Below are 14,900 nucleotides of genomic sequence, written 5' to 3'. Positions count from 1 at the left end.
CTCTCGCCTCAAGCCCGTTCGACCCGCCGCAGCGGATCATGCCGCCTGCCCTGTTCGGACCGCCGGCATGCCGGATCTTTCCAGTATGCCCGGCTGGTCCCAGTCTCCTTCCGGACGGATCAGGACATGCGGATCGCTTGCCGGCGACAGGGCCGCGGGATGGCGCGGCAAAGGGATGAGGATTTCGCGGTAGTCATAACCGGAAAATGCGAAGACCGGTCTCTCTTCCCGCAATTGGCATTTCAGGACGCGTGACCAGAGCGGCCAGAGCCGTGCCTGGATCTGGCCCAGCATGACGCGATAGCCCTTGCGCGCGGCCAGTTCGCAGGCATGCGCCAGCAGGACCCGGTCGAGATACCGCCCACGCGCCTTTGGCAGAATGCAGACCCGTTCGATTTTTCCGAACCCCGCAAACCATCGCAGCCTCAGCGTGGCTAGAGGCTCATCATCCTGCAGCGCCAGCAGGTGCAATCCCGCAAGATCATTGCCGTCGTACTCCTCGTCGTACGGACAAGCCTGTTCGGCAAAAAAGACAGCAGCCCGGATGGCAAAGACCTTCTGCAGGTCGTCAAAACCGCGGGTGACGCGGACTGTCACCGCATCAAAGTGGCGTGAGGATGGGGGCGACCGCAGGGCCCCTGTGCCCACATCCGGATAAGGCAATCGCCCAATCATGGTTAACAGACCGGGTCAAAAACAAACAGATCCGACAGGCCGCCCTCAAAACGCCGGAAGCCAAGGCTCAGCATAGAGCGGGCACCATCCTCCGTTGCCCCGCGCGCATAGCATGGGACTGGACCATAAAGAGCCACACGCACAGTGGCGGAGGCGGCCATGATATTTCGCCGGGCATCCTTGGTGGCACCGGCATAGACGCCGACATACAGGCCGAAGATCGGTGTTCGCGCCGGCGCGACATGGCGAAGGGCCGGGTCACCCGGGCGGAACGTGCCATCCTCGACGGCACTGCGCCCCTCCTCCGTCAGTGGGAGGGTGAGATAAAGACCATTTACCGGCTGGCCGGTGACCCAGAAGGTCATCTGCGTAATCGCATCCAGCGTGGAGACAACTTCTGCGCGTGCCAGAGGCGCCCCCAGAAGCGCTTCGCCAAGCGCCAGGGCGTGTTTGACTTCGTCGCTACGGCAGCGGTGCAAGCCATGCGCCCCCATCGCCTGCTCCATTTTTTCCGGGGCGACATAGCAGTATGGTGACCCAGTATGCGATACAACCTGCTGGTGAATGGACATCGAAATTCTCCCTACGCGGGAGAAAACTGAAAACTCGCGCGTAAGTTGTCAACTGCGCAATTTACTTTTTTTGTTTTGCGGTGCACCAAAGTTGGAGAATGCTCCGGTAGACAAAGGAAATCAGCCGATGAGTGTGGACAGGCTGGACTGGGACAAGTTGCGCGTTTTTGGCGCTGTCGCAGAACTCAAGAGCTTTACGGCTGCTGCCAAACGGCTTGGGGAATCAACGCCGACGGTCAGCCGGAAGATTGATGATCTGGAACGGAAGCTGAATTGCGAGCTTCTGGTTCGCTCCCCTCGCGGGGTTGAGCTGACGGAAGCCGGCCGCATGGTCGCGCGCCATGTCCAGACCATCAATGGCGAGGCCAATTCCATCTGGTCAGAGGTCTGCAATCTCGACCTGGAAGCCACTGGCAAGATCAGGATCATGGCGGGCGACGGGATGGTCCCACACTGGCTGACGCGCTCCATCCCGGCTTTTCATGACGCCAATCCCGGCATCGAGCTGGATATCAGCATTACCAATCACGAGCCCGACCTGCTTGGCGACGAGACTGACATCACGCTGGCCTTTTCGGAGCCGCGGCACCGGGACCTGCAATCGGTCCAGGCGGGTGTCCTGCACTACATCTTTTTCGCCGCGCCCGAATACCTGGAGCGCAAGGGCTATCCCGAAAGCCTGTTCGATTTGCAGGGCCACTCCTGCCTTCTGCACTCGGGCTACATCAATCAGATCGATAGCTGGTCGACCCGGGCGCATGACCTGAAGAAGGCGCTGACATATGCCGTCATCACGAATTCCGGCACCGTTCTACGCGAAGCCTGTGCCGCGGGCGCCGGGATTGCCCTGCTGCCCTCTTATCTCGCCGAGATCGACCCACGGCTAAAGCCGCTTCACCTGCAGGAGATTGCGCCTATCCGTTTCTGGATCGTCTACACGCACCGCCTGCAACAGCTTTCCCGCGGACGCATCGTGATCGACTGGATTCGACGGCAATTCTCCCCGGATGTATCGCCCTGGTTCATGGACACGTTCGTGCATCCAGACAAGCGGGGCATTGGCTCATCCGTTGATGGGGAGCGGCGGAAAAGCAGCGCCTAGACCGTTTTCAGAATGGTGACGATCGCTTCGAGCTTCTTCTGGTCGTCAATTGTGCGGATCAGGCGATTGATTTCGCCGCGCATCTGATCGAGTTCGCCGTTCTTGCCTTCGGTGTCGATAAAGGCGTCTTCGGGAAACAGGTGCTCGACCGGAACGCTCAATATGTTGGCAATTGCTGCCAGCGTTCCCGCACTGATCCGGTTCGTCCCGTTCTCATATTTGTGAACCTGCTGATAGGACAGACCGAGCTTCTTTGCGAGATCGTCAAGGGTCATTCCGACCCGCCGGCGCGATTGGCGGACAAGTTGACCGATCCCGCGATCGGCATCGCTAACCTTTCTGGGCGAAGCCAGTAAAACTGTCGACATCTATTTCCCTCACTTTGCAACCAAAGATACAGACTGCATCTTGGGCGGCACTTTCGACTTTAGATCGTGTAACAGCAAGCAGGGGATGTGTTTAAAATTTTGCAACACTGGGGCCGAATGACCAGCAATGGTGGGGCATAAAAAAACGGCCGCCCTGTCAGGACGGCCGAGGTTTAGCAAGAAGGACATCAGCGCTTGAACTCAACGTAGTCGCTATATGTTAAGCGCTGACATCTACTCCCTATCAGGTCCAGTCTGAACAGAATAAATGATAGGTTGTTGTCCCATGTTCATTACAGTTCGTGACGACTGCCCCGTCCGGTGGCACCATCCCCTAGGAGATGTTCCAGTCCTTCAGGATTTCGTCGGTATGGGCGCCCGGACTGGCCGGGGCGCGCTGGATCGCACCCGGTGTTTTCGAGAACCGGGGAGCGGGCGCTGGCTGGGTCACGCCCTCATAGTCAACAAAGGTCTTCCTCGCGACATTGTGAGGATGATCGGGCGCTTCTGCCATTGAGAGGACCGGTGCGAAGCAGACATCGGTGCCTTCCATGATCTCGCACCACTCATCGCGAGACTTTGTTTTCATGACGGCTGCGATCTTTTCCTTCAGCTCCGGCCACTTCTTGCGGTCCATCTGACTCTTGAAGTCCGGATCGGTCAGGCCGGCTTTCTCCAGCAGTAGCGCATAGAATTGCGGTTCGATCGAACCGATGGAGACATATTTGCCATCGCTGGTTTCGTAGCAGTCGTAGAAGTGTGCACCGCCATCCAGAAGGTTGTCCTGGCGTTCATCGCTCCAGACTCCCATGGCTCGCATGCCGTAGAACATTGAGGCGAGCGAGGCCGCCCCGTCGGTCATGGCAACATCGATGACCTGGCCTTCCCCGGTGGACTTCGCGCTCAGGATCGCTGCGAGCAGGCCGAAGGCAAGGTAGAGCGCGCCGCCGCCATAATCGCCAATCAGGTTGAGCGGCGGATATGGCGCTTCGCCCTTCCGGCCCATGGCACCCAGCGCACCGGTCAAGGCGATGTAGTTCAGATCGTGCCCGGCGGCGTGGGCCAGCGTGCCTGTCTGACCCCAGCCCGTCATGCGGCCATAGGCGAGTTTCGGATTGCGCTCGAGAGCGACGTCGGGCCCAAGACCGAGGCGTTCCATGACACCCGGCCGGAAGCCCTCGATCAGCCCGTCAGCCTTCTCGATCAACTTCAGGGCCTTCTCGACATCGTCCGGGTTCTTGAGGTCGAGCGCAATCGAGCGGCGCCCCCGCGATTCGACATTGGCCGGTGTCGCGGCGCGTCCGCCCCCGCCCGCGCGGTCGATTCGGATGACATCTGCGCCGAGATCGGAGAGGAGCATCCCGCAGAATGGCCCGGGCCCAATCCCCTGAAATTCCACAATCCTGATTCCATCAAGCGGTCCGCTGGCCATCTGTTTCTCCCTTCAATCAAAATGGATCGCCGGTGCGCCTGGAGCGCCCGTTCAGCTGCGGACCATAGGCGTGCGCGCCCGGCTGCCAAGCCATTCCCCGACGTCGGCTTGCGCGTGGGGACCGATCAGGCGGGAACGGAGAGGTTTGCGAGTTCCTTCAGGACGTTCCTGACAAGCTGGATGCGCTTGGCCCGATTATCCGGAGACTGATTTATGACGAGCTTCGAGTCGGGTCTGAGCCGGAACATGTTGGGCCGCGAGCGTACAAGCGCCATGAGCTGGCCCGGATCGACGGGCGTGTCATCGCGGAAGACCATGATGATGCCCTTCGGCCCGGCGTCCAGCTTGCCGATGCCGAGTTCCTTGCAGGCCGCCTTGATCGCCGTAATGTCCATCAGCTGACGCGTTTCCTCCGGCATCGGTCCGAACCGGTCGATCAGTTCGGCGGCAAAGCCTTCCCGGCCTTCTTCGGTGTCGATGTCGGCGAGGCGGCGATACAGACCAAGGCGCACGCTGAGATCCTCGACATAGTCTTCCGGGATCAGCACGGCGACCCCCAGATTGATCTGTGGCGACCAGTCGTCAGCGACATCTTCATCGCCATCGGTCAGGCCGGACTTCAGCGCATTCACCGCGTCCTCGAGCATGGACTGGTACAGTTCCACGCCCACTTCACGGACATGGCCGGACTGTTGGTCGCCAAGCAGGTTGCCCGAGCCGCGCATATCGAGGTCGTGGCTCGCCAGCTGGAAGCCGGCCCCGAGACTGTCGAGCGATTGCAGGATACGCAGCCGGCGCTCCGCGCCTGGCGTCATGACCTGATCGCGCGGCGTCGTCATATAGGCATAGGCGCGCAGTTTGGAGCGGCCGACGCGTCCGCGAAGCTGATAGAGCTGGGCAAGGCCAAACCGGTCGGCACGATAGATAATCAGCGTGTTGGCGCGCGGAATATCGAGGCCACTTTCCACAATCGTCGTCGAGAGAAGCACATCGTATTGGCCTTCATAGAACGCCGTCATGATATCTTCGAGTTCGTTCGCCGGCATCTGACCGTGCGCGACCACGAAGCTCACTTCCGGCACATTATCCCGCATGAAGGCTTCTAACCCGTCGAGATCGGAAATGCGCGGCGCGACGAAGAAGGCCTGCCCGCCGCGATATTTCTCCCGCAACAGCGCCTCGCGCAGGGTGACCGTGTCGAACTCTGTGACATAGGTGCGCACCGACAGGCGGTCGACGGGCGGCGTCGCGATGATGGAGAGATCCCGAATGCCCGTAAGCGCCATCTGAAGGGTTCGCGGGATAGGGGTGGCCGAGAGCGTCAGGACATGGACGTCAGCCTTCAGTTCCTTCAGCCGCTCCTTGTGCTTCACACCGAAACGCTGCTCCTCATCGACGATCAGAAGACCGAGCCGCTTGAATTCGATCGATTTCGACAAGAGCGCATGTGTGCCGACAACAATGTCGACATCACCTGAGATGAGACCGTCGCGCGTCTTGGCAGCATCGCCCTGGCTGACCATGCGGGAGAGATGCTTCACCTTGACCGGCCAGTTGGCGAAACGCTCAGCGAAGGAGTTGAAGTGCTGGCGGGCGAGCAGTGTTGTCGGCGCAATGACGGCGACCTGCATCCCGCTCATCGCCGCGACGAAGGCGGCTCGCAGCGCCACTTCCGTCTTGCCGAAGCCGACATCGCCGCAGACCAGACGGTCCATCGGCTTGCCGCTTGCCAGATCGCTTAGTGTATCCTCGATCGCATTGAGCTGGTCATCGGTTTCCTCATACGGGAAGCGGGCGGCGAATTCCTCATAGAGCCCCTGCCCCGTCGTGGTCGGATCGGCTTTCTTGAGCTCGCGCTCGGCCGCAATGTCGAGCAACTCGGCGGCCATTTCGAGGATGCGTTTCTTCGCCCGGGCCTTGCGCGTCTGCCAGCTGACACCGCCGAGTTTGTCGATGGCGCCTTCGGCGTCCTCGCTGCCATAGCGACTGATGAGATCGATGTTCTCGACCGGCAGATAGATGCGGTCGCCGCCTGAATAGGACAGCTCCAGGCAGTCGTGCGGGGCGCCTGTCAGCTCAAGCGTCTTAAGCCCTTCATACCGGCCGACGCCATGATCGACGTGGACGACGAGATCACCTGTGTTGAGCGCCGAGGCCTCGGCAATGAAATTGGCGGCCTTGCGCTTGCGCCGCGGCGCGGCCAGCCGATCGCCCAGCATGTCGGGTTCGGCGATGATGGCCAGATCGTCCGCCTCAATCCCCTGCTCAAGCGGCAATTCGCAGATGGAAAGCCCGGCCTGTTCTGCCGCCTCCAGAGAGTAGGTGCGCGGCAGCGTACCGAGGCCGTGATCTTCCATGACATTGACGAGCCGGTCTGCCGAACCGGTCGTCCAGGCGCCAAGCACGACGGTGCGGCCACTTTCACGCAGCGCTCGGGCATGCGCAGCGGCCTCCTCGAACACGTTGATGTCAGGCCGCGCCCGCTCCGGTGCAAAGTCACGGCCCGGTCTGGCACCGAGGTCGACACCGCCTTCGCCCGGACTCGGCTGGAAGCGCGCGACGCCGCGATGCGCCAGGGCATTGTCCATTTCGCCCGGCGACAGATAGAGCGCATCCGGCTCAAGTACGCGTGCCGGGCGGTCTTCTGTGGCGGCTTGAAGCCGGGCCGTATGGTAATCCTCGGCCTGCGACCGGCGTTCGGCAGCGGCCTCGCTGGCAAGCGAGCCGAAAGCCAGCAAGGCGTCATCGCCGATATAGTCGAAGAGCGTTTCCAGGTGCGGGTGGAACAGCGGCAGCCAGTTTTCCAGGCCCTGACGGCGGATCTGCGCGCGGGCGGCCTCGTACATCGTGTCGCCGGCTGGCGTGCCAAGCTGGGCAAGGTAGCGCTCACGGAACAGGCTCAGCGTCTCGTCGGAGAACAGGACTTCGGAGACGGGGGCCAGCGTGGCCGATGTCAGCGAGCGGCTGGAGATCTGCGTTTCCGGATCGAACGCCTTTAACTGGTCCAGCGTATCGCCGAAGAGATCGAGCCGGACAGGTTCCACGCTGGTCGGCGGGAAGATGTCGATGATGCCGCCGCGAATCGAATAGTCGCCTTTTTCCCGGACGGTGCTGGTGCGGACATAGCCGTTGATGTTGAGATAGTCGGTCAGCGCCTTCTCATCGACCTGCTCGCCAACCGCCATGGAGAAGCTGGCCGTGCGCATGGTCTCGCGCGGCGGGACGCGCTGAACCAGCGAGGACCCTGTCGTGACGACCAGCAGCGGTTTGCCGTCGTGGCCGGCTTGGGCCATGCGTGCCAGAGCGGCGCAGCGTTGCGAGGCAACGGCCGGGCTCGGGCTCATGCGGTCATATGGAAGGATGTCCCATCCCGGCAGCAGAACGCGGTCCATGGCCGGGCGGTTGAATTCCGCAAGTTTCAGCGCCGTCGCCGCCGTCTTGTCGTCCCGGGCGACATAGAGGGCAATGCCGCTCTTCTCCTCCAGCGCCTCCTGCAAGGCGAGCAAGTCATAGCCGAAGGGCGCCCCGGAAATGAGCGTCGGTGCTGACAGGTCTTTCAGAAGATGGGCGTTCGGCATGTCGGGCGGCCGGTCTGTGCCGGGTCAGGCAATGTGGGAGGTCAGGCGCGAGGGTCGTACTCGAAGCTCAGGAGCCGGTCCAGAACCGGGCCTGCATAATTCTCCGGTACCGCCTGGTTGCCCGTCAGCCAGGCAAAGACTTCCCAGTCGGGTATGGCGAGGAGCTGCTCGAATTCCTGCAATTCGGCCTCCGACATCTCCGCAATATGCTGGTCGGCGAACTGGCCCATGATGAGGTCCATCTCCTTGAAGCCGCGCCGCCAGGCCCTGAATTTGAGTTTCCGCCGTCTGTCGTCCATTGCGATTGGTCCTGTCCCGGTTCCTGAGGCTGACATAGGGCAAGGCCTGCCTGCTTCCCAGCCTTCTTCTACAATTGCCCGGCGAAGTGCTTTCGGTATTGTCGCACCCACCATGCGCGACGAGCGACTCTTTCCCCTTTTCGAGCCTGTCGACAGCCTTCCGGGCATCGGTCCGAAGCTGAAGCCGGTCTTCGAGCGTTTGATTGACGGCGAAACCGTCTGGGACCTGCTTTTGCATCTGCCCGAGCGCTGGCTCGACCGCCGCGTGCAGCCCTCATTCGAAGTGCTCGTGCCTGGTGAAGTGGCCACAGTTCAGGGTGAGGTCCAGTCTTACAAGGCCCCCTATTCCGAGCGGGCGCCGCATCGAATCCAGCTTTTCGACGGGACGGGCTTCCTGACGTTGACCTTCTTCAGGGCGGAGCCGCGCTGGCTGCAGGGGCAGTTCCCGATCGGGAAGGAGCGGATCGTGTCCGGCCTGGTCACGGAGTATCAGGGCGAACGCCAGATGTCGCATCCGGACTATATCCTCGACCCGGCAAAGCCGGAGCGCCCGCCGGCTGTCGAGCCGATCTACGGGCTGACGGCGGGGCTGACGAACAAGAAGGTCCATAATGCGGCGGTCGCGGCGTTAGAGCACATTCCCGACGATCTGCCCGAATGGATCAGCGCCGATCTGCTGGCCGAGCGCCATTGGCCGGACTTCAAGGCCGCACTGGCCGGCCTGCATGCGCCGGAAGACTATGATGAAGAGGCTTTTGCAAACTGCCGCGAACGGCTGGCCTATGACGAGGCACTGGCCCGCGAAACCGTCTTCGCCTTTGCCCGGCTCGCACGGGCCCAGAAGGATGCACCGCGACTCATATCGGACAGCGAGGCGCTGAACCGGGTGGCGAACGCCCTGCCCTACAAGATGACCTTTGCGCAGATCCGCGCGGTCAAGGACATTGCCGCCGATCTGGCCGAGCCGCATCCCATGCGCCGGATGCTTCAGGGGGATGTCGGGGCCGGCAAGACGCTGGTCGCGATCCTGGCGGCGGTGAAGGCGGTCAGCGCAGGCTATCAGGCCGCCTTCATGGCGCCGACCGAAGTCCTGGCGCGGCAGCAATTCGAAAGCGTTTCCAATCTGCTGGGCCCGCTTGGCTATGAAGTCGCCGCCCTGACCGGCCGGGACAAGGGCCGCGCGCGGGAAGGCATGCTGATGGGGCTGGCCGATGGCAGCGTCCAGATCGTTGTCGGCACCCAGGCGCTGTTTCAGGAAGGTGTGCGATTCAACAAGCTCGGCCTGATCGTTGTGGACGAGCAGCACCGGTTCGGCGTGATGGACCGCATGCGGCTCGCCAGCAAGGCGGCAGCCCCGCACATGCTGGTGATGAGCGCCACGCCGATCCCGCGAACACTCGCCCAGGCCGTCCATGGCGACCTCGACATCTCCCTGCTCGACGAGAAGCCGGCCGGGCGCCAGCCCATCGAAACCCGGGTCATCGCAGACACACGTCTCGATGAGGTCGTGGATGCCGTCGGACGCGCCATCGGCCGTGACGAGCGGGTTTTCTGGGTCTGTCCGCGCGTGGATGCCGACGATGATGACAGCTCAGCTGTGCAGCGGGCCGCTATGTTGAAGGATTGGCTGAAGGTCCCTGTCGGGCTCGTACATGGCCGTCTGCGTGGCGAAGAGAAGGATGAAGCCCTCGAATCCTTCCGGACCGGTCAGACCAAGGTCCTCGTTGCGACCACCGTTATCGAAGTCGGTGTCGACGTTCCGGACGCGACGATCATTGTGATCGAGCGCGCCGAAGGTTTCGGGCTCGCCCAGCTGCATCAGCTGCGTGGGCGTGTCGGGCGCGGATCCAAGAAGTCTTTCTGCCTGCTGCTTTACCGGCCGCCTCTCGGCGAGCTGGCAAAAGAGCGGCTGGAAACCCTGCGGCGCACCGAAGACGGCTTCGAGATTGCCGAGGCCGATTTCCGGCTGCGTGGGCCGGGGGACCTTTTGGGCGTGCGCCAGTCCGGGGCGGTCGATTACAGGATCCTCGATCTCGGCGTACATTCGGAGCTTATCCCGGTCGCCCGCAGCGATGCACGCTATGCCATCGAGCGTGACCCGGGGCTGACACAGAAGCGCGGAAAGGCGCTAAGCCTCCTTCGAGAGCTTCTCAGCCCCCTGACCCGGGAGCGGGAGTGAACGCTGCGCGTCTTCCGGCACTTCATGCTCGGGCACGACGAGGCCGGCCGACAGAATCATCTTCGCGCCCTCCTCAATGGTCATGTCGAGCTCGATGCATTCTTCTTCCTTCACATACATAAGGAAGCCGGATGTCGGGTTCGGCGTTGTCGGAACGAAGACACCGATATGCCCCTCGCCGAGACGTGAGCGCACTTCCCCGCGTGCACTTGTCGAGACAAAGCCAAGACACCAGGAGCCGCGTTTCGGATATTCGATAAGCACGACGCGGTCGTAGGACGCTTGCTGGTTGTTGGCGATGACGTCTGTCAGCTGTTTGAAGGCGGCATAGACATTCCGCACGATCGGGAGACGCGACAGGATCCGGTCGGCTGCACGGATGACGGAGCGGCCAATGAGGTTTGTCGCGACGGCGCCGAGAATCGTCAGCGCGATAATCATCACAACGACACCGAAGCCCGGAATGGCATAATTGGTATATGTCTCCGGCTGGATAACCGGCGGCAGAAGCGGTTTGACGCGATTGTCGATGAAGTTGATCAGGAATTGCAGCACGTAGAACGTGATGGCGATGGGGGCTGCGATCACCATGCCGGCCAGGAAACGCCCACGCAGCCAGGCCCCGAGCGTCAGACGCTTCGGCTTCGGGTTCATCAACCCTTCGTCTTCTTCCTGCTTTCGTTTCTTGGCCATAAAGGCGCTCCTGGCTGGTTCCGGTTTACGTTGGAGTATGGCTTGGAGAAGTTATGCTTTCCGTTAAATGTGGCGAAGATGAGTGACACGCAAGAATTCCGCCGCAGACTGCAAACCGTCTTACGCAGCGTCTATGATAACGGCTTGACAGTTGAGACGGCCAATCGCCTGTCGGGCGGCGCCAGCCAGGAAACCTGGCTTATCACGCTGGAGGGAAACGGCACGCCGGAGACGCTGATTCTCAGACGCGCTCCGGAAGGCACCGAGTCGACGCCGGACTCGGCGGCCATCGGGCTGCCCAATGAAGCGAAACTGATTCGGGCCGCAGAAGCCGAAGGCGTGCCCGTGCCCTCCGTCATCCATGTCCTTGAACCGGACGAGGGCCTTGGCGAAGGCTTCTTCATGAGCCGGGTCGAGGGGGAAACCATCGCTCGGCGGATCTTGCGCAATGACGAATATGCTCAGGCACGCGGCGCCCTGCCGGCCCAGTGCGGGAAAGCCCTGGCGGGTATTCATTCCATCCGCGTGGACGGCGATCCGGCCCTGAAGGTCAGCACAGGCCTCGATCAGCTCACCTATTACGAGGACATCTATCAGTCGACGGGGGCTTGTCGGCCGATCTTCGACCTTGCCATGGTCTGGCTGCGGGAAAATGCCCCCGCCCCGCTTGAGGCCGTGCTGGTGCATGGGGACTTCCGGCTCGGCAATATCATGGTCGATGAACAGGGTCTTGCCGCTGTGCTCGACTGGGAGCTTTGCCATCTCGGGGACCCGCGGGAAGATATCGCCTGGATGTGCACGAATTCCTGGCGCTTCGGCCAATCCGACAAACGCCTCGGCGGGTTCGGGGATGTCGAACCGCTTCTGGAGGCTTATGCCGCGATGGGCGGTCAGTCATTGACGGCGAAAGAGATTGACTGGTGGGAGGTGCTCAGCAGCATAAAATGGGGTGTCATGTGCATGCTGATGTATGAATCCTTCCGCTCGGGCGCCGACCCAAGTGTCGAACGCGCTGCCATCGGCCGGCGGGTTTCGGAGACGGAGATGGACCTCATCAACCTTCTGGAGGAGCAACGTCATGCATGACCAGCCAAGCGTTTCCGAACTTGTCCAGGCGGTGAAGAATTTTGTCGACGAGACCGCCATGACGCACCTCAAGGGGCGCGCGGGCTTCCATGCGCGCGTGGCCTCCAATGTGCTGGGGACTGTCCTGAGAGACCTGGAGGATCGCGCGGCGAATGAGGCAGAAGAGAAGCGGCGACTGACAGACTTGCTTCAGGCTGACCCTGGAGAAAGCCTCGACTCCCTCAACAGGGCGCTTCAGGCGAAAATTCGCGCCGGCGAGCTGACGATTCAGTCCCAAGATCTCGTGAATCACCTCAAAATGACCGCAATTGCACAGATAAAGGTGGACCAGCCGACCTATTCAGGGCTCGCCAATGCCCTCAAGGAGTAATAATGCGCCGCATCCTGATCGCTGTCTTCGTCATTCTCGTGGCCTGGATCGCGCTCAAGGACTGGGCCTACTCCGCCATTCTGGGCGAAGCTGACATTACCCCGGAAGCGCCGGACTATTTTTATGATGATGTCTGGCTCGAGCGGCCGGAGGAGCAACCGCCCGGCGGCTGGAAGGAGCCGTGGGGTGTCGATCTGCTCGTCATCGCGCCGCCCGTCTCGTCACCGGCCCGCAAGGGGCTGGTTCCGGCCGGCAGCGAACTGCTCGAACAGGACTATACACGCTTCATGGAGGCGACCGGGCTCGCCGGCGCTGAGATGACAATCTATGCACCCGGTTATCGGTCACCCTCGCCGGGGGCGTCCGAGAATGCCCGCAAGAAACAGCTCCTGCAGTCCCAGACAGACCTCAAGGCGGCGCTGAAGCGCTACATGTCGGCGGACAACCGCGTGCGCGGGCTGGTGATCCTTGCTGCACCGGACACCCAACCGCTGGCGGAGAGCTTGTTGAAAGCGCTGCCCGAGGATGCCGATTTTCGCGACCGTTTCGGCGGCGTGGTCCTGTCCGCTGGCGAAAGTGCAGAGGAATGGGAGCCGGTCATCCAGTCCTGCAGCCCCGCTTTTGAGAGTTGCGTGATGGAAAGCGGCATCGTGGGAACGCCCCAGGCCTTGGCATGGCTGCTGCCATCCCAGCCTTACAAGAAACGGACATATCGCATCGACGGGGATGCTACCAAGGCCATCGAAACGCGTATGGAGTCGCTTTCAAACTGGCTGGACCTGAATGCCACGAAACCCGCCGAACCGTTTGACAGCTGGGCAGCCGATGAAGTTGTCGACGTCGTCCCGATCATTCGCCCAAATGGCGAGGAAGACATTTCCGGCGAGCGCGGGGATTAAGGCCTAGCGTTGCGCGCGAGAATGGCGCTGGTCGACTGGCCCTCGACAAGTTCGACTATATGAACCTCTCCGCCATTGGCCTTGACTGTCTCGGCCCCGACGATGATCTCTTCGGTATAATCTCCGCCCTTCACCAGTAGGTCTGGCAGGAGGAGCTCGATCAACTCGGACGGCGTGTCTTCCTCAAAGACGGTCACGGCATCGACAGCACTGATGCCTGTTAGAAGACGTGCCCGGTCGCTTTCGGTATTTACGGGGCGTGTTTCGCCTTTCAATCGCTTGACGGACGCGTCGGAATTGATCGCGACAATCAGGCGGTCGCAGCGGGCGCGGGCCTCTTCCAGAAGGGCCAGGTGGCCCGGATGCAGGATGTCGAAACACCCATTGGTGAAACCCACTTTCAGCCCCTCCGCCTTCCAGCGCCTGACCAGGCCCTGGGCCTCCTCACGGACCAGGACGGGCGCGCGCAAGTGGTGATGTAGGCTGTTCAGAGAATTGCGAATCTCGTCGGCGCTGACCGTGGCTGTGCCGGTCTTGGCGACAGCGAGGCCTGAGGCTGCGAGCCCGAGCGCCACGGCATCCGCGAGGCTTCCACCGCCCACCATGCCAAGCGTGATGGCGGCCATGCTGGTATCGCCAGCCCCGGACACGTCGAAGACTTGCTTGGCCTCGCCATGGCGGTGAGAGACGGTGTCTCCTTCCAGCCAGGACATGCCCCTGCCGGCGCGCGTTACGACAATCCGGCTTGCCGGGAGTTTTTTTGCCGCAGCGGCCAGTGCCTTGCCAACCTCCTCATCCGTGCCGGTGGGCAGACCGGTTGCGCCGGAGAGCTCTGCTGCATTGGGTTTGATGAGGCTTGCGCCTTCATAGATCGAGAAATCCAGCGACTTCGGGTCGACCAGCAACGGAATGCCATTGGCTTCGGCCGCATTCAGGCAGGCCGCATAGGTGCCGGTCGTAATGGAGCCCTTGGCATAATCGGAGACGATAATGGCCTTGCAGTTGGCGGCGGCTTTCGAGATCGCGCTGGTCAGAACGGCTTCGGCAACGCCCAGCGTCGGCGAAGAGGTCTCAGTATCGACGCGCAGAAGCTGCTGATTGCTGGCGACGAAACGGGATTTCACAACGGATGTGTAGCTTGAACTGCGGGCAAGCCGGGCGTCGATTCCCGGCTCCGCCGCCAGAAGAGCCTCCAGCCGATGTCCGGCGTCGTCCTCACCGATGCAGCCGACCAGGACCACGTTCAGGCCCATCGCTGCCATGTTACGGGCGACATTCCCGGCCCCGCCCGGCATCTCGACCGTCGCCGACTTCCGCAGCACCGGAACAGGCGATTCCGGTGAAACGCGGTCGACCATGCCGTAGACAAACCGGTCCAGCATGACGTCGCCGACACAGAGAACCTGAGCGCCTTGGGCTTGATCGATCAGTGCGGCCAGCTGCTGCTTCATCGCGTCACCCTGTCCCTTGTCCTCTCAGGCCGTGCATGTTCCCGGTCCACCTTCCCTAGACAATCCCCGGCTTGAGGGCCAGCCGAGGAGACAGAATGCAGCTATATTGATCCGTTCAGGACACAGCGACGTAACTGAAGGGTAAGCGACTTCGTGGAGACTCGTCCTGACTTCTACTGGCAATGATACCATCCTC

Annotated in this window: 13 protein-coding genes; 5 read left to right on the top strand and 8 right to left on the bottom strand. The window is 61.8% G+C overall.

The genetic code is table 11. The features are described 5' to 3' along the window. Positions 1-36: 36 nt before the first annotated feature. Together B8784_RS04880 and B8784_RS04875 are read right to left on the bottom strand one after the other, a co-directional pair. Entirely contained in the window at positions 37-597 is a 561-nt protein-coding gene (locus tag B8784_RS04880) for a GNAT family N-acetyltransferase (RefSeq protein WP_233355970.1), read from the bottom strand. Between the two features lie 80 nt (positions 598-677). Beyond that, positions 678-1,247 carry a hypothetical protein gene (locus B8784_RS04875; RefSeq protein ID WP_143435294.1) on the bottom strand — a complete coding sequence of 190 codons (570 nt, stop codon included), beginning with the start codon at positions 1,245-1,247 and terminating at the stop codon, positions 678-680. Between the two features lie 127 nt (positions 1,248-1,374). On the opposite strand from B8784_RS04875, the gene B8784_RS04870 reads away from it, so the two are divergent. Beyond that, positions 1,375-2,349: a LysR family transcriptional regulator gene (locus B8784_RS04870; protein ID WP_158085579.1), complete on the top strand. Its 975-nt coding sequence runs from the start codon at positions 1,375-1,377 to the stop codon at positions 2,347-2,349. Here B8784_RS04870 and B8784_RS04865 read toward each other — a convergent pair. The 4 genes from B8784_RS04865 to B8784_RS04850 form a co-directional block, all read right to left on the bottom strand. Beyond that, positions 2,346-2,717, bottom strand: coding sequence for a helix-turn-helix domain-containing protein (locus B8784_RS04865; protein ID WP_084396488.1), 372 nt, complete (start codon positions 2,715-2,717; stop codon positions 2,346-2,348). The genes B8784_RS04870 and B8784_RS04865 overlap by 4 nt on opposite strands. Before the next feature lie 334 nt (positions 2,718-3,051). After that, a complete protein-coding gene (locus B8784_RS04860) occupies positions 3,052-4,149 on the bottom strand; it encodes a CaiB/BaiF CoA transferase family protein (protein ID WP_084396487.1) in 1,098 nt (365 codons plus the stop codon). A 125-nt stretch (positions 4,150-4,274) separates the two neighbouring features. Then, on the bottom strand, positions 4,275-7,727 hold the full coding sequence (mfd, locus tag B8784_RS04855; RefSeq protein WP_084396486.1) for a transcription-repair coupling factor: 3,453 nt from the start codon (positions 7,725-7,727) through the stop codon (positions 4,275-4,277). Positions 7,728-7,768: 41 nt separating this feature from the next. Further along, entirely contained in the window at positions 7,769-8,026 is a 258-nt protein-coding gene (locus B8784_RS04850; protein WP_084396485.1) for a succinate dehydrogenase assembly factor 2, read from the bottom strand. Positions 8,027-8,138: 112 nt separating this feature from the next. Here B8784_RS04850 and recG point away from each other — a divergent pair, with 112 nt between their 5' ends. Then, a complete protein-coding gene (gene recG / locus B8784_RS04845; RefSeq protein WP_084396484.1) occupies positions 8,139-10,205 on the top strand; it encodes an ATP-dependent DNA helicase RecG in 2,067 nt (688 codons plus the stop codon). Here recG and B8784_RS04840 read toward each other — a convergent pair. Next, a complete protein-coding gene (locus B8784_RS04840; RefSeq protein ID WP_084396483.1) occupies positions 10,155-10,898 on the bottom strand; it encodes a DUF502 domain-containing protein in 744 nt (247 codons plus the stop codon). The two genes, recG and B8784_RS04840, sit on opposite strands and share 51 nt — an antisense overlap. A 144-nt stretch (positions 10,899-11,042) precedes the next feature. Between B8784_RS04840 and B8784_RS04835 the strand changes: the two genes are divergently transcribed. From B8784_RS04835 to B8784_RS04825, 3 genes are read left to right on the top strand one after another with little or no spacing between them, the layout of a single operon-like run. Then, complete coding sequence (locus B8784_RS04835; protein WP_233355968.1) at positions 11,043-11,984, top strand: phosphotransferase family protein; 942 nt, start codon at positions 11,043-11,045, stop codon at positions 11,982-11,984. Continuing rightward, positions 11,977-12,354 (top strand): DUF6285 domain-containing protein, encoded by a 378-nt coding sequence (locus tag B8784_RS04830; RefSeq protein ID WP_084396481.1) that lies wholly within the window; start codon positions 11,977-11,979, stop codon positions 12,352-12,354. Before B8784_RS04835 ends, B8784_RS04830 begins: the two co-directional genes overlap by 8 nt. 2 nt (positions 12,355-12,356) lie before the next feature. Further along, positions 12,357-13,253, top strand: coding sequence for a hypothetical protein (locus tag B8784_RS04825; RefSeq protein WP_084396480.1), 897 nt, complete (start codon positions 12,357-12,359; stop codon positions 13,251-13,253). Here the strand turns inward: B8784_RS04825 and rfaE2 are convergent. Beyond that, complete coding sequence (gene rfaE2 / locus B8784_RS04820; protein ID WP_084396479.1) at positions 13,250-14,704, bottom strand: D-glycero-beta-D-manno-heptose 1-phosphate adenylyltransferase; 1,455 nt, start codon at positions 14,702-14,704, stop codon at positions 13,250-13,252. The genes B8784_RS04825 and rfaE2 overlap by 4 nt on opposite strands. Positions 14,705-14,900 lie beyond the last annotated feature (196 nt).

It is taken from the genome of Henriciella aquimarina (assembly GCF_002088975.1).
Taxonomy (GTDB): Bacteria; Pseudomonadota; Alphaproteobacteria; order Caulobacterales; family Hyphomonadaceae; genus Henriciella; species Henriciella aquimarina.
Note: the sequence above shows the minus strand (reverse complement) of the source record. Positions and strands in the feature narration are given on the sequence as shown.

Bases quoted from the DNA above. Each gene is read 5' to 3' on its own strand.
- B8784_RS04875 (WP_143435294.1), bottom strand. From the start codon at position 1,247: ATGTCCATTCACCAGCAGGTTGTATCGCATACTGGGTCACCATACTGC.
- B8784_RS04870 (WP_158085579.1), top strand. From the start codon at position 1,375: ATGAGTGTGGACAGGCTGGACTGGGACAAGTTGCGCGTTTTTGGCGCT.
- B8784_RS04865 (WP_084396488.1), bottom strand. From the start codon at position 2,717: ATGTCGACAGTTTTACTGGCTTCGCCCAGAAAGGTTAGCGATGCCGAT.
- B8784_RS04860 (WP_084396487.1), bottom strand. From the start codon at position 4,149: ATGGCCAGCGGACCGCTTGATGGAATCAGGATTGTGGAATTTCAGGGG.
- mfd (WP_084396486.1), bottom strand. From the start codon at position 7,727: ATGCCGAACGCCCATCTTCTGAAAGACCTGTCAGCACCGACGCTCATT.
- B8784_RS04850 (WP_084396485.1), bottom strand. From the start codon at position 8,026: ATGGACGACAGACGGCGGAAACTCAAATTCAGGGCCTGGCGGCGCGGC.
- recG (WP_084396484.1), top strand. From the start codon at position 8,139: ATGCGCGACGAGCGACTCTTTCCCCTTTTCGAGCCTGTCGACAGCCTT.
- B8784_RS04840 (WP_084396483.1), bottom strand. From the start codon at position 10,898: ATGGCCAAGAAACGAAAGCAGGAAGAAGACGAAGGGTTGATGAACCCG.
- B8784_RS04830 (WP_084396481.1), top strand. From the start codon at position 11,977: ATGCATGACCAGCCAAGCGTTTCCGAACTTGTCCAGGCGGTGAAGAAT.
- B8784_RS04825 (WP_084396480.1), top strand. From the start codon at position 12,357: ATGCGCCGCATCCTGATCGCTGTCTTCGTCATTCTCGTGGCCTGGATC.
- rfaE2 (WP_084396479.1), bottom strand. From the start codon at position 14,704: ATGAAGCAGCAGCTGGCCGCACTGATCGATCAAGCCCAAGGCGCTCAG.